We start from the raw sequence: 24171 nt of genomic DNA, 5'->3' as shown, positions 1-24171 counted from the left end.
CCTGCGAGCCGGTCAGACGTCGATCTGTCCGGCGATCTGCTGCAGCTTCAGGACCACGAATTCGGCCGGTTTCAGCGGCGCGAACCCGACCACGACATTGACGATGCCGAGGTTGATGTCGTTCTGCGTGGTGGTGTCCTTGTCGCAGCGGACGAAATACGCATCGCGCGGCGAACTGCCCTGGAATGCGCCCTGGCGGAACATGTTGTGCATGAACGCGCCGACGTTGAGCCGGATCTGCGCCCACAGCGGTTCGTCGTTGGGCTCGAACACCGCCCACTTCAGCCCACGGAACAGGCTTTCCTCGATGAACAGCGCGGTGCGCCGCACCGGCACGTATTTGTATTCGTCGGACAGTTGATCCGCGCCGCGCAGCGTGCGCGCGCCCCAGACCACGCGGCCGGTTCCCGGCAGCGAACGCAGGCAGTTGATGCCGAGCGGATTGAGTTCGCCGTTCTCCGGGTCGGTCAACGGCACCGACAGCTGCGGTACGCCGACGAGGGTCGCATCGAAGCCCGCCGGTGCCTTCCACACGCCGCGACTGGCGTCGGTGCGCGCGAACACGCCGGCCACCGCGCCGCAGGCGGCGAAGGTTTCGACCTGACCGTCGCGCAGCGGATTGGGCTGGCGCAGGCGCGGGAAGAACAGCGCCGCATTGCGGCTGCGCGTGCCGACCGCGTCGTTGTCGAGGTCGTTGAAACCATCGCGCGCCTTGTCCTTGGTGTTCCAGGGTTTCGGCGCATCCAGCAACAGCATCGCGCGGCGTTTCTCGCAGTAGCTGGCCGCCGACGCCACCAGGCCCGCATCGATGTCGATCGTGTCGGCTGCGGCGCGATACGGCGGAATGCACAGCAGGTTGAACAGGTCGGTCTGTTCCAGCGCGTACATGCCCTTCTTTTCGGTTTCGCCGTTGGCGGGCAGGAAATCCGCGACCGCCAGCGCCAAGCCGTCCGACACTGTTTTGGCGGCATCGGCCAGCGCGGCATCCAGCGCGGCCTTCGCGGCGGCGATGGCGGCCAGTTCGGCGGCGACATCGGCCGCAGGATCGGCGTTGCGCTTGTCGGCCAACGCTTTGTTGGCGGCGGCGTAGGTCGCTTCCTTCACGCTCAGGCTGTCCTTGCCCGCAGCGATCGCTTCGCTGCCGTCCGGCGCCGCTGCACTGGCGATCAGCGCCGACTCGGCGGCGAGGACGCGGTCGATCCGTCGCGGGCTTTCGACCGCGGTCAGATTGAGGTAACGCTCGCTGCGACCGGTGGCGACATCGCGCACGCTCAGGTTGAACAACTGCGCCTTGGTGACGCCGAGCATCGCGGCGGCGGCGTCGGAGACGTTGTCCAGATCGATGGCCACCCGCAGCCCATTGCCCCAACGGCCCTCGCTGGCGGCGAGGAAGTCGAAATCGCCGACCGCGATCGCGCGTATCGCCGCTGGCGGCGCGGGCGGGTTCGAGTCCGGAACGTTCGCGCCATCGGCGTGGTACAGACGCACGATCACCGCCTGCGCACCGCCGTTGACGAAGAAATCGCGGACCGCGAAACCGAGCGCGGCGTCGTTCCAGAGGCTGCCGAAGCGCGCCTCGAAATCGCCGAAACTGTTGACGATGACGGCTTTGTTGACCGGCCCGCGCAGGGCGCGGCCGATGAAGGCCGTGATCGAGGTCGCGACCCCGGTGATCGTGCGTACGCCGCTGGAAATCTCTTCGACGTAGACGCCCGGGTAGGTGAGCGCAGCAGGCATAACCATTCTCCTTGCAGTGATTCGTGTGGAGTGTTTGTCCGAACGTTTTCCGGCGTCCGATCTTCCTGGGCGAGATCCTGCCGAATGCGATCTTGATCGGGCAGGATCCCGATCGGGTTCGATCGTCGTCAGCGCGGTTCGTCGTTCCGTGTGTACAGTGCGTCGCCGTTCGGCAGCCGCCGCACCTGCAATTCGCCCTGCAGCACCAACTGCAGCAATACCGCTTCGATGCGCGCTTGCGCGGTCACGTAACGCTGCCGCGGCAACCACCAGTTGGCGATGCCCTCGAGCGTGTCGGCCGCCTGTGGATGCCTGCCCAGATAGGACAGCACCGCTTCTTCGATCTCGAGTTCCGCGCAATCCCTTCTGCGATCATCTGTATTCATCTCCGCGATTCCGCGTTTGCATGCAAGTCGCTTCTGCACTTGTGCATTTCTGCATTTCTTGTGTCCGCATTGCTTGACTACAGCAATCTTCATGCCAGTCGCTCGAGCGCGGAAAACAGCGGCAAACGGTTGATTCTCGGCGCGGAAGCGCGTTCTGCCCGGGTACTTTCATACCCGGCAGCGAACGAACCGGGTGCGGAAAGACCCGGCATGATCGAATCGATCCAGTGCGCGGTTCACGCGCTTGGCGCGTCTTTCCAGCGACGCGCGGGAAAAGCGCGCCTCGTGCTGCACAACAGGTATGGAATGGCCCGCAATGCAGGCCGGCGCCGTTCAGCCCGGCGAAGCGCCATGATGTTCGATGCCGTGGCGCTTGAGCATCTTTCCGAGCTGGCGGCGCTCGGTTCCCGACAGCCGCGCGGCGCGACTGACGTTGCCATCGGCGCGTTGCATCAGCGCAGTCAGGTATCGGCGCTCGAACGACTGGATCGCATGGTGTTTCGCAGCCGCGAACCCATGCCCGGTTTCCTCCGGCGACGTCGCATCGCCGCCGGGACCGGCATGGCAGCCCCAGATCGCGGGCTCGGCCAGCGCCAGTTCGGCCGGACCGACGATTCCGGAATCCGAGCGCATGCATGCGCGCAGGATCACGTTCTCCAGTTCGCGCACGTTCCCGGGCCATCGGTGGCGCATGAGCGCCTGCAGCGCTTCGGCGGTCCATTCGCGCGGGCCGATATCCAGCCGTCCGACGGCGTCATGCAGCAATTGCTCCGCCAACAGGATGACGTCTTCGTCGCGGTCGCGCAGCGGCGGCAGCGCGACATACAGCGGATTCAGGCGATAGAACAGATCGCGGCGGAAATGACCGGCATCGACCGCCGCGCCCAGCGACAGGTTGGTCGCGGCGACGACGCGCACATCGGCGATGCGCAGCGGACGCTCGCCCACCGCACGGAATTCCCCGTTCTGCAGAAAGCGCAGCAGCGTGGTCTGCGCATGCAGGGAGAGCGAATCGACCTCATCCAGGAACAAGGTGCCGCCGCGCGCGTACTCGACCAGCCCGGGTTCGTTGCTCTTGGCGTCGGTGAACGCGCCGCGACGGTGCCCGAACAGCGCCGATTCGATCAGATTGTCCTGCAACGCCCCGCAATTCACCGGTACGAACGGGCCCAGGCTGCGCGCACTGGCATAGTGGATTTCGCGCGCGGCCAGTTCCTTGCCGGTCCCGGTTTCGCCTTCGATCAGCACGGGCGCATTGCAGGCCGCATAGCGCTGCAACAGGCGATGGGCGCGCAGGAACGCCTCGGACTGGCCGATCATCGTCATCGCCCGGCCCCGTGCCGTGGATGCGTATGCGATGGTGGCTTCGTTCATGGGGAACCCTTCCTCCAGTGCAACCACACGCCGACCGCATCCCGGATCGGCGCCCTTGTCCCCTTCCGCATCATCAGAACGCAGAAACAGCCACGGCTCCGGCCAAGTGCTTCGTGAATGGCGAAGCACCTGGCCGGAGCGATGATCCTGCGATTCGAGCGCCGGCCATGAATGCCGCCGGGTCATGGGCACCGGGCCGTGCTGGCCTGCCCCATGTCTTGTGGAAGCCCGACGCGTCGCAGCGGGCCGTCAGCGATCGGTGGCGGCGAGATGCCCTATCGCGCCGGGGCCTGGGCGGGCGTCGACGTGGCGCCGGTGTTCGCGCCCTGCGCGGCGCAGGTTCCGAAGATATCCAGCGCCGGCTTGCGGACGCCGGTCTTCACGTCGGCGAGGCCGAGCACGCTGTGGAAGAAATTGTCGTGCGACAGCGGCGCTTCGGCGTGGCTGCGCAGGCAATCCGGATCCAGGCCGCGACGCGCGCTGAAACGGTCCGCCGCCCAGAGCATCATCGGCACGCGGGTCTGCTGGTCCGGCGCGATCGCATACGGCGCGCCGTGGAGATACAGGCCATGCTCGCCGAGCGATTCGCCGTGGTCGGAGACGTACAGCAGCGCCGGATCGATGCGCGGGTCGTCGCGCAGCAGTTCAGCCGCGCTGGCGAGGATATGGTCCGCATACAGGATGGTGTTGTCGTAGGTGTTGCGCAGCTGCTGGTCGCTGCACTTCTGCAGTTCGTTGGTGCGGCATTCCGGCGCGAACTTCGCGAATTCCTTCGGATAGCGCGCGTAATAGGCGGGGCCATGGCTGCCCAGCAGGTGGATCACGAAGACGGTATCGCGGCGCACCGCGGGCAGTTCCCTGCGCAGCTGGCCGAGCAGCACTTCGTCGAAACAGCCCTCGGCGTTGCACAGCTCCGGGTCTTCGGTATTGCCGAGAAAAACTTCCTTCGCGCGCTTCGCCAACTTCTTGCTGCCGGTGTTGTTGTCCAGCCAGACCGCGTCGTAGCCGCCGCGCATCAGCACGTCGAGCAGGTTTTCGCGGTACTTCGCGACGCCGTCCTTGTAGTCGCGCCGGCCCATGTCGGTGAACATGCACGGCAACGAGGTCGCGGTGTTGGTGCCGCAGCTGCTGACGTTGCTGAAATTGACCACGCCAAGCGCACGCATCCGCGGGTCGGTGGCGCGGTCGTAGCCGTTGCTTGAATAACTGGATGCGCGCGCGGATTCGCCGATCGCCAGCAGCAGCACCACCGGGCGTTCGCCGGTCGGCAATGCGCTGCCGCGACGCGCGTCCTCGCCGATCTTCTCCAGCGGCCGGTTGTCGTTGCGGGCGTGATCGAGATAGGACAGGTTCGCCGCGAGCAGCGCGAAGGGATTCGCGATATGGCGCAGCTCCATGTGGTTGCGCAGCAGCGAGGCGATGTCCTTGCCGAAGCCGGCCGCCGCCGCGCCGAGCAGCACGAAGGCGATCACCGCCAGCTTCAGCCGCGACAGGATTTCGCGGACCGGGCCCTGCCAGTCGATCTTGATCCACCACAGCACCGCCGCCGGCAGGATGCCCAGCGCGCCGATGCTGAGCAGCATCCGCAGATTGATCCATTCGCCGGCTTCGCGGGCGTCGGTTTCGTAGACGCTGGCCAGGGCATGGCGGTCGATCACCGCGCCGAAGTCGCCGATGAAGTACGCGGCGCCGGCGGCGAGGATCAGCGCGAGGGCCAGGCCCGGCTTGAACGTCCAGCGCAGGCTCAGCGGCAGCAGCATCAGCAGCGTGAGCCCGAACAGCGCGGCGCCGATCGAGGCGATCACCCCGACGCCGCGAAGGCCGCCCAGATCCGTCGCGTCGAACACGATGCCCCAGAAGCGGACGTTCAGCGCCACCACCATGAAACCGACGACCAGCAACAGCAGGGCATTGGCGCGCAGGGTGGGGCGAACGAGCTTCGATGTCTTCTTCATCGTGTCAGCATCCGGGGCGCGGCTTAGCGCAACATTATGGGGATCGCAAGATTTCGCGATATTTTCGTTACTTTTGCGCTAACGGCAGCGACCATGCAGGCCGCCGCCGCGCCGGTGGATCACTTCAGCACGCGCTCGAACAGTTCGTGGATGCGTCGGTATTCGTCGTACCAGGCATCGGGATGGGTGAAGCTGTGGCGCTCCAGCGGATAGCTCGCCAGCTCCCATCGGCCCTTGCGCAGTTCGATCAGCTTCTGCGTCAGCAGCACCGAATCCCGGTAGAAGACGTTGTCGTCGATCATGCCGTGGCAGATCAGCAGATGGTCGCGCAGGCCGGACGCCAGTTCGATCGGCGACGAGCGCAGATAGGCTTCGGGGTCGAGTTCGGGCGTGTTGAGGATGTTGCTGGTGTATTCGTGGTTGTACTGCGACCAGTCGGCGACCGGGCGCAGCGCGGCGCCGGCCTTGAACACGCCGGGCTGCTTGAACAGCGCCATGAACGTCATGAAGCCGCCGTAGCTGCCGCCGTAGATGCCGACGCGGTCGCGGTCGGCCTGTTTGTTGGCCACGAGCCAGTCGATGCCGTCGAGGTAATCCTGCAGTTCGGGTTCGCCCATGCGCCGGTAGATCGCGGTGCGCCAGTCGCGACCGTAGCCTTCGGAGGCGCGGTAATCCAGATCCAGCACGATGTAGCCCTGCTGCACCAGCAGGTTGTGGAACATCTGTTCGCGGAAGTAGTTCGGATACTTGTCGCTGACGTTCTGCAGGTAGCCGGCACCGTGCACGAACAGCACCACCGGATATGTCCTGCCTGCTTCAGGCTGCTTCGGGCCGTAATATTTGCCCCGGATTTCGCCCGCACCGTGCTTCGACGGCACCTTCACGTACTCGGGCGCGATCCAGTCCTGCGCCTTGAATGCGGCGCTGCGCGTGTCGGTGAGTTCGCGCGCGTCGCCACCAGCGGCGTCGACCACCGCGAGCTGTGGCGGCAGATAGCTGTCGGAATGGCGGACCAGCAGTTTGCCGCCGTCGGGCGAGGCGACGAAATCCTCGACGCCGTCCAGCGCGGTGAGTTCGCGCACCGCGCCGCCGGCCACCGGCACATCGCAGACTTCGTAGTCGCCCGGCCAGGCGCGGTTGCAGAGGAACCGGAAGCGGTCGCCGTCGGCGGAGAGCTTCGGCGACGACGCTTCCCACTGGCCGGAGGTGAGCGCGCGCGGCTTGCCGCCGTCGTTGACGTAAAGATGCGAGTAGCCGCTTTCCTCGGACAGATACCACAGCGTCCTGCCGTCGCGCAGCCAGCCGAAATCGTTGTAGTTCCAGTTGATCCATGCGTCGTCGGTGAGGCGGTGCCGCGACTGCAGCCTGGCGCCCTGCAGGTCGACGGTGGCCAGCCAGCGATCCTTGTTGTCGACGGCGCGGACCAGCAGCGCGACGTTGTGGCTGTCGTCGCTCCAGTGGATCGCCGGGCCGTTGCCGTCGCCGTCGGTTTCGATGCGCGCAGCGCGGTTGCCTTTCAGCGCATCCTGTTTCGCCGCCTTGCGCAGCGCGGCGAGCGGGTCGTCGCCGATGCCCGGCAAGGAGTCGAACTTGAGTTCGCTCGCTTTCGCGCCGGCGATATCGACCAGCCACAGGCTGTGCGCGATCGGCTGATTGCGGCCGACGCGGGTGCGCACTTCCTCGAATTCCTCGTAGCCCGACTCGGTCACGTACTTCGGCATCTTGCCGGCGGTGCCGCCATCGGCGCCCTTCGCCGTGGTCACGACCAGCAGCCAGCGGCCATCGGGCGACAGTGCGCTGTCGGCGATCTCGATGTTCTTGCCGAGGTACACCGGCGCGGGCGCGCGGGTCGGGTCGACGACGCGCCACGCCTGTTCCTGCTTGCGCGCGGCCTCGCGGCGCTCGCGATCGTTCTTCAATGTGTCGATCAGGCGCAGCTGGCGGTCGCGCAGGTCGTCGGCGGCGGGCGGCTTGCCCGGGTCGTCGGCGGTCTGCACGTTCGCCGCCTGCACGACGCCGTTCGCAGCGGTCCAGCGGAACCAGTCGTTGTCCGCGCGCCAGACCAGACCGCCGTCGCGGCTCCACTGCGGCAGCGATTCCTGGGCTTCGCTGCGCGTGAGTTGGGTCAGCGCACCGTTGCGCAGATCGCGCACGAAGATGTCGCCGTTGCGCGCGTAGGCCATCCGCGTGCGCGTGGTGTCGTACACCGGTTGCGCGGCGTCCAGACCGGCGCGCGCGGCATCACCGACGCGCGCGGATGCGCCGCCACTCACGGCGACCTGCCAGACATCGCGGATCGTCGCGCCCTCGCGCTTGCGTTGATAAAGCGCCTGGGTGCCGTCCCAGGACCACCACGCCTGATCCACGCCGCTGCCGATCCAGTCGGGGTCGGCCATGATCCGGTCCAGCGTCAGCGTTTGCGCCGAAGCGAACGGCGAAGCGAACAACGCGGGCAGCGCAGCCGCGATGGCGGCCTGCAGAACGAGCGGAAGGCGGCGGGTGGCGTCGGTCATGGTGCGGTCGCAAGCGGACGGAGATACGCGCAGCTTACCGGCCCGTCGCGCGGATGACAGCGTCCACTTCGGCACCCGCGCGGACGCAGCGACAGGCGTACAATCCGCGGTCGGGAGGGCGTCACCATTCGCGGAGACATCGATGATGTCGCTCGACCCCCTGCTGTTGTCGCGGATCCAGTTCGGATTCGTCATTTCGTTCCATATCCTCTTTCCCGCCTTCACCATCGGCGTCGCCAGTTGGCTGGCATTCCTGGAATGGCGCTGGCTGCGCACCCGCGATGCGGCATGGCGCGATCTCTACGTGTTCTGGCTGAAGATCTTCGCGGTCAGCTTCGGCATGGGCGTGGTGTCGGGCATCGTCATGAGTTTCCAGTTCGGCACCAACTGGTCGGTGCTCAGCGAGAAGGCCGGCAACGTCATCGGCCCGCTGCTCAGTTACGAAGTGCTGACCGCGTTCTTCATGGAAGCCACTTTCCTCGGGGTGATGCTGTTCGGCATGAAGCGCGTCTCGGAGAAACTGCATTTCTTCGCGACGTGCATGGTCGCGCTGGGCACGCTGATCTCGACGTTCTGGATCACTTCGGCCAACAGCTGGATGCAGACGCCGGCCGGCTACGAGATCGTCGATGGCGTCTTCCATGCCAAGGACTGGTGGGCGGTGATCTTCAACCCCTCGTTCCCGTACCGGCTCGTGCACATGGTGCTGGCCGCGTTCCTCACCACCTGTTTCGTGATCGGCGGCGTCGGTGCGGCGTATCTGCTGCGCGGCCAGCATCGCGACGCCGCGACGCGGATGCTGAAACTGTCGGTCGCCTTCGCGGCGATCGTGGTTCCGCTGCAGATCCTCGCGGGCGACATGCACGGTTTGAACACCCTGCAGTACCAGCCGATGAAGGTCGCGGCGATGGAAGGCCACTGGCGCGACGGCGAACCCGGAGAAGGCGTGCCGCTGGTGGTGTTCGCGGTGCCGAACGCGGCGGAGGAACGCAACGATTACGCGATCGAGATCCCGCGTCTGGGCAGCCTGATCCTGACCCACAGCGCCGATGGCACCATTGCGCCGCTGACCTCGGTGCCGGCCGATCAGCGTCCGCCGGTGGCGCCGGTGTTCTTCGCGTTCCGGGTGATGGTGGGCATCGGCAGCGCGATGCTGGCGCTGGTGCTGCTGTCGGCGTTCGCGTGGCGGCGCGGCTGGCTGTTCGATGTCCGGCACCGGGTCGGACGCTGGCTGCTGCGCGGCTGGCAGGCGATGACGCTCTCGGGCTTCGTCGCGATCCTCGCAGGCTGGTACGTCACCGAGATCGGCCGCCAGCCGTACACGGTCTACGGCCTGCTGCGCACGGCGGAATCGAACAGCGCGGTCTCCGGCGCGGAAGTCGCGTTCTCGCTCGCGGTATTCGCGCTGGTGTACGTGTGCGTGTTCGGCGCGGGCATCTGGTATCTGCTGAAGCTCGTGCGCAAGGGCCCGCAGCCGCACGAACCCGCGCCCGACACCGACGACGGCGAGAAAACGCCTGCGCGACCGCTGTCGCTGCCGGATGAGGCGCTTGAAACCCCGACTGCGGGAGGTGCGGTATGAGAACGCATCGTCGTCCCCGCGAACGCGGGGACCCAGTGTCTTCAGCGCAGTCCCCAATGCAAGAGCGCCTATGAAGCAGCCTGCCGTCTACATCATGGCCAGCAAGCGCAATGGCACCTTGGTACATCGGCGTCACCAGCGATCTCGTCGCTCGGACTTGGCAGCATCGCGAGCATCTCGCCGATGGCTTCACGAAAAAACACAGCGTCGATCGGTTGGTGTGGTACGAGCTGCATCACACCATGGACTCGGCGATCACACGCGAAAAGCGGCTCAAGAAATGGAATCGGCAATGGAAACTCGAACTGATCGAAAAAGAAAACCCCTATTGGAACGACCTGTGGCCGTCCATTCTGGATCACGCTTGAAGACACTGGGCCCCCGCGTTCGCGGGGGCGACGGAGGTTGATTTCATGGAAACCTGGCTTCCCGTCGCATGGTTCGCGGTGATCGCGTTCGGCGTGATGATGTACGTGCTGCTCGACGGCTTCGTGCTGGGGCTCGGCATCCTCGCGCCGTTCGCGGAAGACGACGACCAGCTCGATCACATGATGAACACCGCCGCGCCGATCTGGGACGGCAACGAAACCTGGCTGGTGCTCGGTGGCGCCGGTCTGCTCGCGGCGTTTCCGAAGGTCTATGCGCTGGTGCTGTCGGCGTTGTATCTGCCGGTGCTGCTGATGCTGATCGCGCTGGTGTTCCGCGGCGTGGCCTTCGAGTTCCGGTTCAAGGCACACACGCTGCGGCGCGCGTGGGGCACCGCATTCTGGCTGGGCTCGGTGTTCGCCGCGTTCGCGCAGGGCGTGATCCTTGGCGCGATCGTCGAGGGCATGCCGCTGCAGGCGGGCAAATACATCGGTGGCGCGTTCGGCTGGTTCAGCCCGTTCTCGATGCTGACCGGCGTTGCGGTGATGTCCGGCTATGCGTTGCTCGGCGCGACGTGGCTGATCCTCAAGACCGATGGCAGGCTGCAGACGATGGCGCGCACGCTTGCGCGACCGCTCACGTTGAATGTGTTCGCCTTCATCGGTCTGGTCAGCGCGTGGCTGCCGTTCCTGGACAGCCATGTGATGGCGCGCTGGTTCGAGGGCAACCGTTTCCTGTGGCTCTCGCCGGTGCCGCTGCTGGTACTGCTGGCGACCTTCGCGCTGTGGCGGGCGATTCCGCGCGACGATCGCGACGCGCGCCCGTTCGTGCTGAGTCTGTCGCTGTTCCTGCTCGGCTTCGCAGGACTGCTGTTGGGCATGTGGCCGTACATCGTGCCGCCCGTATTGACGATCTGGGACGCCGCCGCGCCGCCGGCCACCCAGGGCTTCGCGCTGGCGGGATTGGTGGTGCTGCTGCCGGCGATCCTCGGCTACACATGGTGGTCGTATTCGGTGTTCAAGGGGAAAGTGGCGGCGGACGCGGGGTATCACTGAGCGCGCCCGTTGCCCCGCCCCTCACCCGCCCTTCGGGCACCCTCTCCCCGCGTATGGGGAGAGGGAAGAGCGGGCGCACCGAGCGAGGGAGAGGGAAGCTCTAGCCGCAAACCGTGCTTTGCCGCACAATTCGCCGGGAATCCCCACGATATCCGGCGGTTGGGCGATACTTGGATACATCCGCCGCAAGTCACGCACGCAAGTGTTTGATTTGACAGGGGCGGGCCCGCAAGGGTCCGTGGCGCCAAGTTCCCCGCATCCGCCTCGTGGCGGCTGCGCCGGGTCTTTTCATCCTGTCATCCGAGGCACCTTCCGTTCCGGCCATGCATGCCTACGTCTACAAGAGCCAACGGAAGGCCGATACCTATCTTTATCTGGCCGCGCGCGACGATTTCGCGTGCCTGCCCGCCCCCCTGCGCACCCAGCTCGGGCCGCTGCAGTTCGTGCTCGAGGTCGCGCTGACGCCGGAACGCAAACTGGCCCGGGTCGATCCCGCCGTGGTTCGCGCCAACCTGGGCGCGCAGCGCTTCCACGTGCAGTTCCCGCCGACGATGGCCGATCCGATGACCGAGGATTGGGGGACGGATGGTTGAGGTCGACAGCATCAACACCGCACCGCCGCCGGTCCGTTTCGGGCCGGTGCCGCTGTCGATCGGTTGGCTGTCGACCGCACTGGCCGGTGTCGGCGGTGCGGTGGTCGGCGGCATGGCGGGCGTCACGCTCGCCGTCGTGTCCGGTCTGCTCGCCCAGCCCGCATTCGCATTGGCCGCACGCGGCGGCCGTTTCGTTCCGCGCGCGGCCGGCCGCGATGCGTGGCCGATCCTCGTGCTGTGGGCGCTGGCGCTGCTGGCGCTGTTCGCATTGATCGCATGGCCGCTGTCGGCGCTGCTGCAGGGGCGGACGCTCGGCGCTGCGGTGGCGGTGAGCGCTGTCGTCGGCGGCGCGCTGATCGGCCTGTGGCGGACCTGGCCGCTGTGGCGCTGGCAGGAAGGCGAGGGCGGCGCGCTGCAGGCGCACTGGCGTGCGCTCGGCGAGATCGACACCCGCGCGTGGCGCGGACTCGGCGCTGCGCTGCTGCTGGCGCTGCCGCTGGCCGGGACTTTGCTGCTGGCGTGGCCGGACCTGATGTCGTCTTCGATCCGCTGGGTCGTCGCAGGCGTGTGCGCGCTGGCCTGGCCGCTCGCGCATCGCGCATTGCTGCGGATGCCGTCGCCATCGGCGGTCACCGCCGATGCGTTGCTGCAGGAGGCGATCGACGACGAAGAGGCGGACGCGTCCACGTCGGACGTGGTCGCCACGCTCGATGGCGCCGATCTCGACGCCGCGCTCTACGACGCCGCGCGCCACGGCCGCGCCGAACGCGCGCTGGCGCTGCTCGATGCGGGCGCGAATCCGCATGCGCTGCCGCCGATCGATGCCCGCGACCAGCGCACGCTGCCGATGCTGGCGGCGGTGCTGCCCGATCTGCGCCTGCTGCGCACGCTGATCGCGCACGGCATCGATCTGAACAACACGCATGCCGGCATGACCCCGCTGATCGCCGCGACCCGCGACAGCTGGCACGGTCGTCCGGAAGCGGTGATGACGCTGCTCACCAACGGCGCGGACCCGCGCACCGCCGACGGCGAAGGCAATACGCCGCTGCATTACGCCGCGCGCAGTTCCGACCCCGGCGTGGCCGCGCTGCTGCGCGATGCCGGCGCCGAAATCGATCCGCTCAATCGCGACCACGCCAGCCCGCTGGCACTGGCCTGCACCGCCGGCAACTGGCGGCTCGCGCGTTTCCTGTTGGAACGCGGCGCGAAGCCCGAATTGCCCGGCGCGCTGCCGGCGCTGCATGCGGCGGCGGGTGGCGATGAAGACGATCCGGCCGGCGTGCAACTGCTGCTGAAACATCGCGCCAAGGCCGATGCGCGCGATGCGCGCGGGCGCAGTGCGCTGCATGAAGCCGCCTACGCGGGGCATCCCGAGATCATCGGCATCCTGCTCGGCGCAGGCGCCGACGTCCATGCCCGCGATGGCGATCAACGAACCCCATTCCTCGAAGCCGCGCGCGGCGGTCGCATGCCGGCGCTGTTGGCGCTCAACGATGCGCGTCCCGACGTGCATGCGATCGATGCGCATGGTCGCCATGCGCTGATCCTGGCGTGCCTGGCCGATGCGCCATCGCCGACGCTGATCCGCGCGCTGCTCGATCTGGGCATCGATACCGCGCACACCGATCATGACGGCAAGCGCGCGATCGACCATGCCGCCGCCGCGGGACGCTGGGCGCTGGTGTCGGCGATCGATCCGCATTACCTGTTGCCCGCGAGCGTCGGCGCCGACGCCGATGCGCCATTGCCGGATCGCCCGCCGATCTCACTGCTGCGCGATGCGCTGTACGAAGGACGCGACGCGCTCGACCAGCAGGATCAGCTGCAACGTTTGCTGCCGCTGGTCTCGCCGCAGGAACTCGGCGCTCTGCTGCGCGACGGCGGCTCGCCGGCCGAACCGGCGCAGATCGAATGGCTGCTGCGCCACGGCGCCGACCCCGAGGTCCGCGACGAACACGGCGATACGCCGATGTTCGCGTGGTTGGCGCAGGGCCCGGCCGCCGCGCCTTCGATCCACGCCCTGCTGCGTCGCGGCGTGTCGCCCGCAGGCGCCGGTGGCGTTGCGCGCTTCCTCGCCGCCTGCGTCGCGGCGGACCGCGCCGATCGCGGGTTGGAAAAGCTCGCGCTGGAATTGCTCGATCGCGGCGCCGACCCGTTCGCGCCCACACCGGCCGGCGACCCACCGCTCACGCTTGCGGTGCGCCTGGGCTGGACCCAGGTCATCGCACGGCTCATCGAGACCGGTATCGCACTCGACGTGCGCGACCAGCACGGCATGACCGCGCTGCATCTGGCCGCCGCGCTGCGCCGCGAACCCATCGTCAAACAACTGATCCTGCACGGCGCCTCGCCGAATGTGCGTGCCGCCGACGGCCAGACGCCGTTGGGCGTCGCGCTGTCGAGCGGCCGTCGCGATCTCGCCGACTGGCTCGACTGGCGGCAATGGCCGCTGCCGGGTCGCGCGCTGCGCCCGTCCGATCTGCCGCAGGCTGCGGTCGTCGGCGACGCCGATGCCGTGCGCCGCCTGCTCGACCTCGGCATGCCGATCAACACCACCGACGCCCAGGGGTGCTCCGCCCTCTTGCGCGCGGCCGGCGGCGGCCATCGCGCCGTGGTCGAACTGCTGCTGGCGCGCGGCGCCGACCCGAAGCTGGCCGCGCGGACCGGCGCCACGCCGCTGTCGGCGGCGGTGAGCATGCGTCAGGTCGAGATCGTCGATCGCCTGCTCGCGGCCGGCGCCACGCTGGAACAGCGCCTGCCCGGTGATGTCACCGTGCTGATGCTGGCCGCCGCGCTCGGCCTGCCGGATGTCTGCACGCGATTGCTTGCGGCCGGCGCCAACATCAACGCCACCGATTCGCAGGGCATCACGCCGCTGCACTGCGCGACGCTGTTCGGTTTCACCACCCGCGACCGGCGCCGCTTGATCGCACTGCTCGACGCGCTGCTGCTGGCCGGCGCCGATCCCGACGTCCAGGCGGCGGGCGGGGTGACGCCGCTGTTGTTGCTGCTGGGCGCGCGTGCCGAACCCGGCACGGCTTGCGACGAGGAAGTGGTGCTGGCGGGCATGGCGCGTTTGCTCGACGAAAACGCCAGTCTGCAGGTGCGCGACCCGCGCGGTTTCGGTCCGCTGCATCTGGCGGCATTGCACGGTTTGCTGCGGGTGACGCAGCAGTTGTTGCACGATGGCGCGGAGCCGGAAAGTCGCGATGTGCTGAACCGCACGCCGCGCGAGGTCGCGGTGATGCGCGGTTTCGTGGATGTGGCGGCGGAGTTCGTGCCGCAGTCGGGCAATGTGTCGATGGCGCGGTTCTTGAAGAATCGCGAGGGTTGATTTTTGCGCCGCTGGCGCTATCCAAAGTGTCGTCACCCCCGCGAACGCGGGGGTCCAGCGTCTTTGCGTTTTTCCACTGCAGGTTCAAAGCCTGTAGCTGAGCGATTACCGGGAAAGCCTGGAACCTTTTTCGCGCACCAGCGCGAAAAAGGTTCCAGGCTCTCCCCGCGAACCATCAGTCGTCATCTTCAAACCAGCAAAGCGCAAAGACGCTGGACCCCCGCGTTCGCGGGGGCGACGACTCAGTGAGACATGCAACAAAACCAAAACCCTCACCGCCCCAGCGGCAACCCCCTGAACGCCTTCACCGTGCGCAGCACGAAACTCGAATTCACATCCGCCACTCCCGCCTGATTCAACAACCGGTCCAGCAGGAAGCGCGAGAAGTGCTCCAGGTCGCGGACCACCACCTGCAACAGATAATCCATATCGCCCGCCAGCGCATGGCACGCCACCACCTCGTCCCACTCGTTGACGAAGCCGGCGAAGGCGGCCACCGCCTCGGCGTCGTGGCGCGTCAGCTGGACCCGCACGAACGCCTGCAGGCCGAGACCCAGGCGTTCCGGGTCGACTTCGGCGCGGTAGCCGGAGATCACGCCTTCCCGTTCCAGCCGCTGCACCCGACGCAGGCAGGCCGAGGGCGACAGATGCACGCGGTCGGCCAGTTCGGTATTGGTCTGGCGTCCGCCGCGCTGCAGTTCGGCCAACAGCAGCAGGTCGATGCGGTCGAGATCCACGGCAGGCATGGAATTGCTCCGATTTCAGATTATGCGCAATTTTATTGCAGATCGAGCGGTAGTGCTTGCAACAAGGCAAGCCTGTTGCGCCAAAATCCGCCTACAGTGTCCAGACCTCTAGCCCGCACCGGAAGCGCCATGACGCCTACCCCAGAACGTGTCGAACACCTGATGACCGACAAGGGTTACGTGCCGGTCTACACCACGGCGGTGGTCGAGCAGCCGTGGGCCGATTACACGGCCACCGATCACGAGGTCTGGTCGATCCTGTTCGCGCGCCAGCAGCAGCTGCTGGTCGGTCGTGCCAGCGAAGAGTTCCTGCGCAACCAGCTGACGATGGGCATGTCGGCGGACCGGATCCCGAAGTTCGACGACCTCAACCGCATGCTGCGCGCCGCGACCGGCTGGGAAATCATCGGCGTCGAGGGCCTGCTGCCGGAGTTGGACTTTTTCGAGCACCTCGCCAACCGCCGCTTTCCGGTCACCTGGTGGATCCGCAAGCCCGAGCAACTCGACTATCTGGCCGAACCCGACCTCTTCCACGACCTGTTCGGGCATGTGCCGCTGCTGATGAACCCGATGTTCGCCGACTACATCGCCGCGTACGGGCGCGGCGGGGTCAAGGCGCACGGCATCGGCCCGCAGGCACTGGCCAACCTGACCCGCCTGTACTGGTACACGGTCGAATTCGGCCTGATCCGCGAGGCCGGCGGCCTGCGCATCTACGGCGCGGGCATCCTCAGCTCCAAGGGCGAGAGCCTGTACTGCCTCGACAGCGCCGCGCCCAACCGGATCGGTTTCGATCTGGAGCGGATCATGTGCACCCGCTACCGCATCGACAGCTACCAGAAAACGTACTTCGTCATCGACAGCTACCAACAGTTGATGGATGCCACCCGTCCGGACTTCACCCCGATCTATGCCCGCGTCGGCGCGCAGGACTCGATGCCCGCCGGCACGGTGCTCGATACCGATACGGTGTTCCATCGCGGCACCGGCGAGGGTTGGCCGGACGAGGGAGATGTCTGAGGACGATGCGCGCTTCAGCGTGCGGTGCGGCGAATGCTCGTGATGCCCGCCGATAGGCTGGGCGTGACCGCTGTCGTGTCGGCTGCGGGCGCCGAGTTCGCGGCGAAGTTGGGCGACAGTGCGTTTTCGAGCCGGCACGACCCGCTGTCGATCCTCACACGCGGGTGGCAGTTTTTCCCCCGCAGCACCACCAGTCCGTTGGCGTAATCGGCGACGACGATATCAGGACAGCCATCGCCGTTGATATCGCCGACGGCCATGCCGTTGCTTTCGTAATGACTGGTATAGGTCGGCGGCATGTCGAACAGGACTTCTGGACGAAGACCGGATGCGTCCTGCAGGTAAACGCCGAATTTGTTCCAGCCGCCATGCGCGGTCGCCAGATCGGCCAGACCGTTGCTGTCGAGATCTGCGGCGACCAGCGGTTCGACGATGTCGTAACTCGGCAGGATCCGCCCCGCTTGCAAGCGCCCATCCGCGCCCTGCATGAAGAGATTGACCGTGCTGTATGGCCTGTTTTCGGGAATTGAAAGCGCGATGTCGTTGCGACCGTCATTGTCGAAATCCCCGATCGCATTGCCCCAAGGCCGTGATCTGCTCGTATCCAGGTCGTAGCGGATGGCGGGACCGATGCCGCCGGACCAGCGGTTGGGATAGACCCAGAAATACGCGAATCCCTGCCCTTGGGTGAGCACCATGTCGGGCAGGCCATCGCCGGTCACATCGCCGACGCTCAGATGGTTGTAGCCGAATGCGGAGGTGTTGAACGGCACCGGTTCCGCGAAGCCCCCGCGCCCGTCGCCGAGGTGGATCGCGGCTCCGTCGCTCCAGCTCTGTGCCAGCACATCAAGCCGGCCATCGACATTGAAATCGATCAACCCGACATCGGTGCTGCGCAGCCAACCAGGAAGCGGGGTGGGCTGGAAGTCGCGGTCGCGGTTCCCGCGGATCGCGGTGATCCCACGATCGTGGCCGACGATGATGTCCGTCGTATCGTCGTTGTCGATGTTGCCGACGGTCAGACCGGTGGCCTGGGCGGCGAATCCGAGGTAAGGCACCTTGATCGGTGCCAGGAGTCCGCCATCGTCTGCCTGCAGATAAATGAACACCTTCATCCCGTCGCTACTGAACCCCGAACTCACGGTGGTGAGTGCGATGTCCTTGCGACCGTCGGCGTCGAAATCTCCGATGGCGACGGATTCAGCCAGCCACTCGTCGACCGGATAGATCTGATAGGGCGCGTAGCCGAAGCCGCTCGAAATGCCGGTGACTTTGTGCGGGCCGCTGCCTCCGCTCGCGCTTCCAATCCCATGGGGCACGAAGGCCGCCTCGGCCGGGACCTGAACCGTCTGCCTACCGATGCCGTGGCGGCGCGTCGTCGCACGTGGTGCGGCGGCGACATCCACCGGACTCGCTGCGGATCGAGTCGCATGATCGTCTTGGGCGGCACGATAGGACAGGGATATCCCGCCCGCCAGGACCAGTCCCGCCAACGAAATGGATTTCAGGGAAAAAACGGTCATGTCGCGATCGTGGGTAGTGACTGGGCGGAGTATAGCCGGCCGCTTGCATCGCCTTGGCGAGCCGCGTGCGCCCACGAAGGCGCCCGGTCTTCCTGCCGCTTGATCCGGATCAAAACGGCAGTCGGCGTTGATTCATACTATTCGCGTCAACCGAAGGAGGCATCCATGGCCGCGGACACATACAACGACAAAGTAGTTTTGCAATTCTCGGTAATGACCGTGGTCTGGGGCATCGTTGGGATGCTGGTAGGCGTGATCATTGCTGCCCAGCTTTACTGGCCCGCACTCAATTTCGACCTGCCATGGCTGTCCTACGGCCGGTTGCGGCCATTGCACACGAATGCGGTGATCTTCGCCTTCGGCGGATGCGCCCTGTTCGCGACCAGCCTGTACGTGGTCCAGCGCACCAGCCACGTCCGGCTGCTGTCGGACAAGTTGGCGTCCTTCGTGTTCTGGGGCTGGCAACTGGTGATCCTGCTGGCCGCGATCACCCTCCCGTTGGGGCTGACCGAAGGCAAGGAATACGCCGAGCTGATCTGGCCGATCGACATCCTGATCGCAGTGATCTGGGTGGCCTACGGGGTGCTGTTCTTCGGCACCATCGTCAAGCGCAAGGTCAAGCACATCTATGTGGCGAACTGGTTCTTCGGCGCCTTCATCATCGCCGTGGCCCTGCTGCATATCGTCAACAGCCTCGCGATCCCGGTCACGCTCACCAGCTCCTTCCCGATCTACAGCGGCGCCGTCGATGCGATGGTGCAATGGTGGTACGGCCACAATGCGGTGGGCTTCTTCCTGACCGCCGGCTTCCTGGGAATGATGTACTACTTCATCCCGAAGCAGACCGGCCGCCCGGTGTACTCGTATCGCCTGTCGATCGTGCATTTCTGGGCGCTGATCGCCATCTACATGTGGGCCGGCCCGCACCATCTGCAGTACACCGCGCTGCCGGACTGGGCGCAGAGCCTGGGCATGGTGTTCTCGCTGATCCTGCTGGCGCCATCGTGGGGCGGCATGATCAACGGCATGATGACCCTCTCGGGCGCGTGGCATAAGCTGCGTACCGATCCGATCCTCAAGTTCCTGATCGTCTCGCTGAGCTTCTACGGCATGTCGACCTTCGAAGGTCCGATGATGTCGATCAAGACCGTCAACTCGCTGTCGCATTACACCGACTGGACCATCGGCCACGTGCATTCCGGTGCCTTGGGCTGGGTGGCGATGATCTCGATCGGCTCGATCTACGCGCTGCTGCCGCGCTTGCTGGGCCAGAAGGAAATGTGGTCGGTCAAGCTGATCGACACGCACTTCTGGATCCATACCATCGGCGTGGTGTTCTACATCGCCTCGATGTGGATCGCGGGCGTGATGCAGGGCCTGATGTGGCGCGCCACCAACGCCGACGGCACGCTGACCTACAGCTTCGTCGAATCGTTGAACGCGACCTACCCCTACTATCTCGGCCGTCTTGCCGGCGGTGGGCTGGTGCTGACCGGCATGCTGATCATGGCCGTGAACGTGGTGCGGACCTGGCAGGCCGCGAAGGGCCCGGTGCAGTACCCGGTGCTGACGCCGGACGCCAGCGAGGCGCGCGCCTGAGTTCCCCGGGCCGACGCCACGCCGCCACGACCCCATTACATCCGAGGCACAGACCATGAGCCACGCTCACGAGAAAGTAGAAAAGAACATCGGCCTGATGGCCATCCTGATCGCGGTCGCGATTTCCTTCGGCGGGTTGGTGGAAATCATCCCGCTGATGTACCAGGCCGAAGCGATCAAACCGCTGCCGGGCGTGAAGCCCTATCCGCCGCTGGAGCTGGCCGGTCGCGAGGTCTACATCCGCGAAGGCTGCTACAACTGCCATTCGCAGATGGTGCGCACGCTGCGCTTCGAGACCGAGCGTTACGGCCACTACTCGCTGGCCGGTGAATCGGTCTACGACCGCCCGTTCCAGTGGGGCAGCAAGCGCACCGGGCCGGATCTGGCCCGCGTCGGCGGCCGTTATTCCGACGACTGGCATCGTGTGCACATGAACAACCCGCGCGATCTGGTGCCGGAATCGAACATGCCGGGCTTCCCGTGGCTGTCCAAAGCGCAGGTCGACGGTGCGCTGGTGAAGAAGAAGATGCAGGCGCTGCATACCCTGGGCGATCCCTACACGCAGGCCGAGATCGATGGTGCGGCCGAAGCGGTGCAGGGCAAGAGCGAACTCGACGCCGTGGTCGCCTATCTGCAGGGCCTCGGCAAGCACGCGCCGCGGGGAGGCTGAGCCATGCTCTCCGGTATCGTCACCGCCATCCTGCTGATGCTCTTCCTGGTCGGCAGCCTCTGGGCCTTCAGCCCCAGACGCAAACAGGAATTCGAAGCCGCCGCGCAGTTGCCCTTCGGCGACGACGCGCCCGACGGCGCGCCAACGAACAGAACGAACGAAGAGGAGACAGGCCGATGAACGCCGACACGATGAATGCGGGTTCGATGAGTGCAGGCTGGTCGTGGTACATCATCGCCGTAGTGGTGTTGAACGTCGTCGGCTGCCTGTGGCTGATCTGGTGGACGGCCAAGCGCCGCCCCGGCGATCCGGGCCCCACCGACACCAGCCACGTCTGGGACGAGAACATCACCGAATACAACAAGCCGTTGCCGAAGTGGTGGAACAACCTCTTCTACCTGACGATCATCTTCACCGTCGGTTATCTGGCGTGGTTCCCGGGTCTGGGCGCCTTCGCCGGCTACAGCGGCTGGAGTTCGGCCAAAGAGCACGACGCCGACAAGGCCGATCAGGACAAGAAGCTCGCGATCGCGTTCGCGCCGTACGAGGGCAAGGCGATCGACGAGATCGCGAAAGACGACAAGGCGCTGAAGCTGGGCAAGTCGATCTTCTCCAACAACTGCGCCACCTGCCACGGTTCCTCGGCGCAGGGCGCGGTGGGTTATCCGAACCTGACCGACAACATCTGGCATTGGGGCGGCGAGCCCGACCAGATCCTCGAAACGGTGCTGAACGGCCGTCAGGCGGCGATGCCGGCCTGGGAAAGCGCGCTGGGCGGCAAGCAGGGCGTAACCGAGGTTGCGGTCTACCTGCAGTCGCTGCGCGGCGAGAAGGTCGACACCAGCCTGGCCAATGCCGGCAAGGGCAAGTACGAGACGATCTGCGTGAGCTGCCATGGGCCGGAAGGCAAGGGCATGCAGGCGCTGGGCGCGCCCGATCTGACCGACGACTACTGGCTCTACGGCGAGGATTCGCACATCGTCGAAGCCAGCATCGGCCAGGGCCGCAACGGACAGATGCCGGCGCATCAGCCGCTGATCGGCGAAACCCGCGTCCGCCTCGCGGCGGCCTACGTCTGGTCGCTGTCGCACGGCAAGACCGCCCAGGCCGAAAGCGCTACAGTAAAACAATGAGCCATGAAACCGCGCCGCAGCCGTTCGACCATCCGCCACGTTCGATGGCGCAACGGCTCGGCGCGATCCTTTGGCCGAGCTTCTTCGCCGCTGCGGTATCGACGATGGTCTGTTTCGCGCTGATCGACCCGTTGACCCTGCGCGACATCACCTTCCCCGATCTCCACATCAGCCGCGAAACCGGCTACGCGATCGGATTCTTCGCATTCTGGGCGGCCACCGCCGCCTCCAGCCTGTTCACCTGGATCCTGCTGCGGCCGGCGAGCCGCTTCAACCACGCGTTGAAGTCCGAAGATTAATTTAGTTATTTCTAATATAATCTTCCGGCCGCGGTGCAGCTGCGCTCGGCCCCGCCACCCCTTGCCTTAGCCGCCATGAAAAAACAGATTCCCATCGAAGTCGCCGACGACGCAGCCGCGTCCATGTACGTGAGCGAGCGCAAGATCCATCCGCGCGACGTCGACGGCCGTTTCCAGCGCCTGCGCGCGATCGCGGTGTGGGTGCTGCTGGGCATGTACTACGTATTTCCGTGGCTGAACTGGGACGGCCGCCAGTCGGTGCTGTTCGATCTGCCGGCGCGCAAGTTCTATGTGTTCTGGCTGAATTTCTGGCCGCAGGATTTCGTGTTCCTGGCGATGCTGCTGATCATCGCGGGTCTCGCGCTGTTCTTCTTCACCGCGCTGGCCGGGCGCCTGTGGTGCGGTTATGCCTGCCCGCAGACGGTGTGGACCGAGGTCTTCATCTGGATCGAACTCAAGCTGGAAGGCGACCGCGGCAAGCGGATGAAATTCGACAACTCGCCGTGGACCGCCGAGAAGATCCGCCGTCGCGGCAGCAAGCACGTGGCGTGGCTGCTGTTCGCGCTGTGGACCGGCTTCACCTTCGTCGGCTTCTTCACCCCGATCCGCGAACTCGCCGACCGCCTCGTGCCGTTCGCGTGGAGCGGGTGGGAAACCTTCTGGGTGCTGTTCTACGCGCTGGCCACCTGGGGCAACGCCGGCTTCCTGCGCGAGCAGGTCTGCAAATACATGTGCCCCTACGCGCGCTTCCAGAGCGCGATGTTCGACCGCAACACCCTGATCATCGCCTACGACCCGATGCGCGGCGAGCCGCGCGGTCCGCGCAAGAAAGGCAGCCTGACCAGCGTGCTGGACACCATGTCAAACCGCGCGCGCGGGCTGATCGACAAGGCAAGCGCCTACGATTACGTGTTCCGCGCCGCGCATCACCACACCGCTGCCGACAACCTCGTCGCCGCGCGCGGCAACACCGCCATCGCCGATCCGGGCCTGAAGGCCGAGCCGCTGCCGAAATTCGCGCCCGACGAACTGGGCGACTGCATCGACTGCACCATCTGCGTGCAGGTCTGCCCCACCGGCATCGACATCCGCAACGGCCTGCAGTACGAGTGCATCGCCTGCGGCGCCTGCATCGACGCCTGCAACGAAGTGATGGACAAGGTCGGCTATCCGCACGGCCTGATCCGTTACGCGACCCAGAACGAGATCGACGGCAAACCGTCGAAAGTGCTGCGCCCGCGCATCATCGTCTATGGCCTGCTGCTGTCGGCGCTGCTGGTCGCGTGGGCGTGGAGCGTGACCCACCGCAGCGAACTCATCGTCGAAGTGCTGCGCGATCGCAATGCGCTGTACAGCGAAGTCCACGAGCGCGTCGAAAACGACGATGGCGAAGAAGAGCAGGAAGACTTCGTCGAGAACCACTACACCCTGAAGCTCATCAACAAAACCGTCGCGCCGAAGGAATACCGCATCCGCGTCGATGGTCCGCGCGATATCACGCTACGCGCCGAGCATACCGTCGTGACCGCGCATGCCGAAGAAGTGCTGTCGCTGCCGATGACCTTGCGCGCGCCGGAAGACGACATGGAAGGGCGGCATGCGGTCAAATTCGTGGTCGAAGCCGTCGATGGCAGCGCCCGCGAAGAGGTTCCCACCAGCTTCTTCGGGCCGGCATCATGACCACGCCCGAGCGCAGCGCTTCGCCCTGGCGCAATCCGATGGTGTGGCTGATGGTCGGCTTTCCGCTGGCTGCCGTGGTGGCCGGAACCGCGACGCTGGTCATCGCGATCCGCGCGGGCGGCAACGACGCCAGCACCGACGATGTCCGCCGTACCGCGCAGATCCAGACCACCGAACTGGGCCCGGACGAACGCGCCGCCGCGCTGAAACTATCGGCCGTGTTCAGCGTGCACAACACCGAAGGCGAGGCCGCGCTGGAACTGCTGCCGGCCACCGGTGCATTCGTCGGTGCGTCCGATGAGACCAGCAGGATCCGCGCGCAGCCGCTGCGCCTGTTGCTGCAACATCCGACGCGCGCCGAGGAAGACCGCGAACTGCGGCTGCTGCCGACCGCGACCGGCTGGCGCGTCGAGCACGCGCTGGACATCCGCCACGATTGGCGGCTGCAGGTGATGCCCGAAGGTGGAGCCTGGCGCCTGCGCGCACGGCTGCCTGCGGGCCGGCGCGGCGTGCTGTTGGCGCCTGCGGTCGGCGAGATCGAACCTGCGCCGACCGCAGCCGCAACGCCTTCCGCGGAACCCGCGCCGGCACCGGCAAAGTAGG

At 66.2% G+C, this 24171-nt stretch carries 19 protein-coding genes and 1 pseudogene; 13 read left to right on the top strand and 7 right to left on the bottom strand.

Features of this window, described 5'->3' with window-relative positions; genetic code table 11:
* Positions 1 to 12: 12 nt before the first annotated feature.
* From HOP03_06750 to HOP03_06730, 5 genes are all read right to left on the bottom strand, one after another.
* Positions 13 to 1737 (bottom strand): phage tail sheath family protein, encoded by a 1725-nt coding sequence (locus HOP03_06750; protein ID NOT87861.1) that lies wholly within the window; start codon positions 1735 to 1737, stop codon positions 13 to 15.
* Positions 1738 to 1865: 128 nt separating this feature from the next.
* Positions 1866 to 2123, bottom strand: a complete 258-nt coding sequence (locus tag HOP03_06745; protein NOT87860.1) for a hypothetical protein — start codon at positions 2121 to 2123, stop codon at positions 1866 to 1868.
* A gap of 333 nt (positions 2124 to 2456) precedes the next feature.
* Entirely contained in the window at positions 2457 to 3443 is a 987-nt protein-coding gene (locus HOP03_06740; protein NOT87859.1) for a sigma-54-dependent Fis family transcriptional regulator, read from the bottom strand.
* Between the two features lie 329 nt (positions 3444 to 3772).
* A complete protein-coding gene (locus HOP03_06735; GenBank protein NOT87858.1) occupies positions 3773 to 5452 on the bottom strand; it encodes a phosphoethanolamine--lipid A transferase in 1680 nt (559 codons plus the stop codon).
* Between the two features lie 119 nt (positions 5453 to 5571).
* Positions 5572 to 7965: a prolyl oligopeptidase family serine peptidase gene (locus HOP03_06730; protein ID NOT87857.1), complete on the bottom strand. Its 2394-nt coding sequence runs from the start codon at positions 7963 to 7965 to the stop codon at positions 5572 to 5574.
* A gap of 145 nt (positions 7966 to 8110) precedes the next feature.
* Between HOP03_06730 and HOP03_06725 the strand changes: the two genes are divergently transcribed.
* The 5 genes and pseudogenes from HOP03_06725 to HOP03_06705 all read left to right on the top strand — a co-directional run bounded on the left by HOP03_06725 (position 8111) and on the right by HOP03_06705 (position 14898).
* Entirely contained in the window at positions 8111 to 9547 is a 1437-nt protein-coding gene (locus HOP03_06725; GenBank protein NOT87856.1) for a cytochrome ubiquinol oxidase subunit I, read from the top strand.
* Between the two features lie 70 nt (positions 9548 to 9617).
* Positions 9618 to 9915: pseudogene (locus HOP03_06720) on the top strand (GIY-YIG nuclease family protein).
* A gap of 45 nt (positions 9916 to 9960) precedes the next feature.
* Positions 9961 to 10968, top strand: coding sequence for a cytochrome d ubiquinol oxidase subunit II (gene cydB / locus HOP03_06715; GenBank protein ID NOT87855.1), 1008 nt, complete (start codon positions 9961 to 9963; stop codon positions 10966 to 10968).
* Between the two features lie 323 nt (positions 10969 to 11291).
* Positions 11292 to 11561, top strand: coding sequence for a YcgL domain-containing protein (locus tag HOP03_06710; protein NOT87854.1), 270 nt, complete (start codon positions 11292 to 11294; stop codon positions 11559 to 11561).
* Positions 11554 to 14898 (top strand): hypothetical protein, encoded by a 3345-nt coding sequence (locus HOP03_06705; protein ID NOT87853.1) that lies wholly within the window; start codon positions 11554 to 11556, stop codon positions 14896 to 14898. Before HOP03_06710 ends, HOP03_06705 begins: the two co-directional genes overlap by 8 nt.
* Before the next feature lie 272 nt (positions 14899 to 15170).
* Here HOP03_06705 and HOP03_06700 read toward each other — a convergent pair whose 3' ends face one another.
* Positions 15171 to 15644, bottom strand: a complete 474-nt coding sequence (locus HOP03_06700; GenBank protein NOT87852.1) for an Lrp/AsnC family transcriptional regulator — start codon at positions 15642 to 15644, stop codon at positions 15171 to 15173.
* 129 nt (positions 15645 to 15773) lie between these two features.
* Here HOP03_06700 and HOP03_06695 point away from each other — a divergent pair, with 129 nt between their 5' ends.
* Positions 15774 to 16664: a phenylalanine 4-monooxygenase gene (locus HOP03_06695; protein ID NOT87851.1), complete on the top strand. Its 891-nt coding sequence runs from the start codon at positions 15774 to 15776 to the stop codon at positions 16662 to 16664.
* 14 nt (positions 16665 to 16678) lie between these two features.
* On the opposite strand, the gene HOP03_06690 is transcribed toward HOP03_06695, so the two are convergent.
* A complete protein-coding gene (locus HOP03_06690) occupies positions 16679 to 18187 on the bottom strand; it encodes a VCBS repeat-containing protein (GenBank protein NOT87850.1) in 1509 nt (502 codons plus the stop codon).
* Positions 18188 to 18352: 165 nt separating this feature from the next.
* Here HOP03_06690 and ccoN point away from each other — a divergent pair, with 165 nt between their 5' ends.
* From ccoN to HOP03_06655, 7 genes are all read left to right on the top strand, one after another.
* A complete protein-coding gene (ccoN, locus tag HOP03_06685) occupies positions 18353 to 19786 on the top strand; it encodes a cytochrome-c oxidase, cbb3-type subunit I (protein ID NOT87849.1) in 1434 nt (477 codons plus the stop codon).
* 55 nt (positions 19787 to 19841) lie between these two features.
* A complete protein-coding gene (ccoO, locus tag HOP03_06680; GenBank protein NOT87848.1) occupies positions 19842 to 20456 on the top strand; it encodes a cytochrome-c oxidase, cbb3-type subunit II in 615 nt (204 codons plus the stop codon).
* A gap of 3 nt (positions 20457 to 20459) precedes the next feature.
* A complete protein-coding gene (locus tag HOP03_06675) occupies positions 20460 to 20636 on the top strand; it encodes a cbb3-type cytochrome c oxidase subunit 3 (GenBank protein NOT87847.1) in 177 nt (58 codons plus the stop codon).
* 26 nt (positions 20637 to 20662) lie between these two features.
* Positions 20663 to 21589 carry a cytochrome-c oxidase, cbb3-type subunit III gene (gene ccoP, locus HOP03_06670; protein ID NOT87846.1) on the top strand — a complete coding sequence of 309 codons (927 nt, stop codon included), beginning with the start codon at positions 20663 to 20665 and terminating at the stop codon, positions 21587 to 21589.
* Complete coding sequence (locus tag HOP03_06665) at positions 21586 to 21888, top strand: hypothetical protein (protein NOT87845.1); 303 nt, start codon at positions 21586 to 21588, stop codon at positions 21886 to 21888. The genes ccoP and HOP03_06665 overlap by 4 nt, the downstream gene beginning before the upstream one ends.
* A 75-nt stretch (positions 21889 to 21963) precedes the next feature.
* Positions 21964 to 23568, top strand: a complete 1605-nt coding sequence (locus tag HOP03_06660; GenBank protein ID NOT87844.1) for a 4Fe-4S binding protein — start codon at positions 21964 to 21966, stop codon at positions 23566 to 23568.
* Complete coding sequence (locus tag HOP03_06655; GenBank protein NOT87843.1) at positions 23565 to 24170, top strand: nitrogen fixation protein FixH; 606 nt, start codon at positions 23565 to 23567, stop codon at positions 24168 to 24170. The genes HOP03_06660 and HOP03_06655 overlap by 4 nt, the downstream gene beginning before the upstream one ends.
* Position 24171: the final 1 nt, after the last annotated feature.

Source organism: Lysobacter sp., from assembly GCA_013141175.1.
Taxonomy (GTDB): Bacteria; Pseudomonadota; Gammaproteobacteria; order Xanthomonadales; family Xanthomonadaceae; genus Lysobacter_I.
The sequence above is the reverse complement of the archived record's forward strand: the minus strand, read 5'-3'. Positions and strand labels throughout refer to the sequence as shown.

Excerpts from the sequence above, each read along its gene's own strand:
- HOP03_06725 (NOT87856.1), top strand. The coding sequence starts at position 8,111 with ATGTCGCTCGACCCCCTGCTGTTGTCGCGGATCCAGTTCGGATTCGTC.
- HOP03_06740 (NOT87859.1), bottom strand. The coding sequence starts at position 3,443 with ATGATCGGCCAGTCCGAGGCGTTCCTGCGCGCCCATCGCCTGTTGCAG.
- HOP03_06730 (NOT87857.1), bottom strand. The coding sequence starts at position 7,965 with ATGACCGACGCCACCCGCCGCCTTCCGCTCGTTCTGCAGGCCGCCATC.
- HOP03_06745 (NOT87860.1), bottom strand. The coding sequence starts at position 2,123 with ATGAATACAGATGATCGCAGAAGGGATTGCGCGGAACTCGAGATCGAA.
- ccoP (NOT87846.1), top strand. The coding sequence starts at position 20,663 with ATGAGTGCAGGCTGGTCGTGGTACATCATCGCCGTAGTGGTGTTGAAC.
- HOP03_06665 (NOT87845.1), top strand. The coding sequence starts at position 21,586 with ATGAGCCATGAAACCGCGCCGCAGCCGTTCGACCATCCGCCACGTTCG.
- HOP03_06705 (NOT87853.1), top strand. The coding sequence starts at position 11,554 with ATGGTTGAGGTCGACAGCATCAACACCGCACCGCCGCCGGTCCGTTTC.
- HOP03_06675 (NOT87847.1), top strand. The coding sequence starts at position 20,460 with ATGCTCTCCGGTATCGTCACCGCCATCCTGCTGATGCTCTTCCTGGTC.
- HOP03_06710 (NOT87854.1), top strand. The coding sequence starts at position 11,292 with ATGCATGCCTACGTCTACAAGAGCCAACGGAAGGCCGATACCTATCTT.
- HOP03_06655 (NOT87843.1), top strand. The coding sequence starts at position 23,565 with ATGACCACGCCCGAGCGCAGCGCTTCGCCCTGGCGCAATCCGATGGTG.
- ccoN (NOT87849.1), top strand. The coding sequence starts at position 18,353 with ATGGCCGCGGACACATACAACGACAAAGTAGTTTTGCAATTCTCGGTA.
- ccoO (NOT87848.1), top strand. The coding sequence starts at position 19,842 with ATGAGCCACGCTCACGAGAAAGTAGAAAAGAACATCGGCCTGATGGCC.
- HOP03_06660 (NOT87844.1), top strand. The coding sequence starts at position 21,964 with ATGAAAAAACAGATTCCCATCGAAGTCGCCGACGACGCAGCCGCGTCC.
- HOP03_06690 (NOT87850.1), bottom strand. The coding sequence starts at position 18,187 with ATGACCGTTTTTTCCCTGAAATCCATTTCGTTGGCGGGACTGGTCCTG.
- HOP03_06700 (NOT87852.1), bottom strand. The coding sequence starts at position 15,644 with ATGCCTGCCGTGGATCTCGACCGCATCGACCTGCTGCTGTTGGCCGAA.
- HOP03_06735 (NOT87858.1), bottom strand. The coding sequence starts at position 5,452 with ATGAAGAAGACATCGAAGCTCGTTCGCCCCACCCTGCGCGCCAATGCC.
- cydB (NOT87855.1), top strand. The coding sequence starts at position 9,961 with ATGGAAACCTGGCTTCCCGTCGCATGGTTCGCGGTGATCGCGTTCGGC.
- HOP03_06695 (NOT87851.1), top strand. The coding sequence starts at position 15,774 with ATGACGCCTACCCCAGAACGTGTCGAACACCTGATGACCGACAAGGGT.
- HOP03_06750 (NOT87861.1), bottom strand. The coding sequence starts at position 1,737 with ATGCCTGCTGCGCTCACCTACCCGGGCGTCTACGTCGAAGAGATTTCC.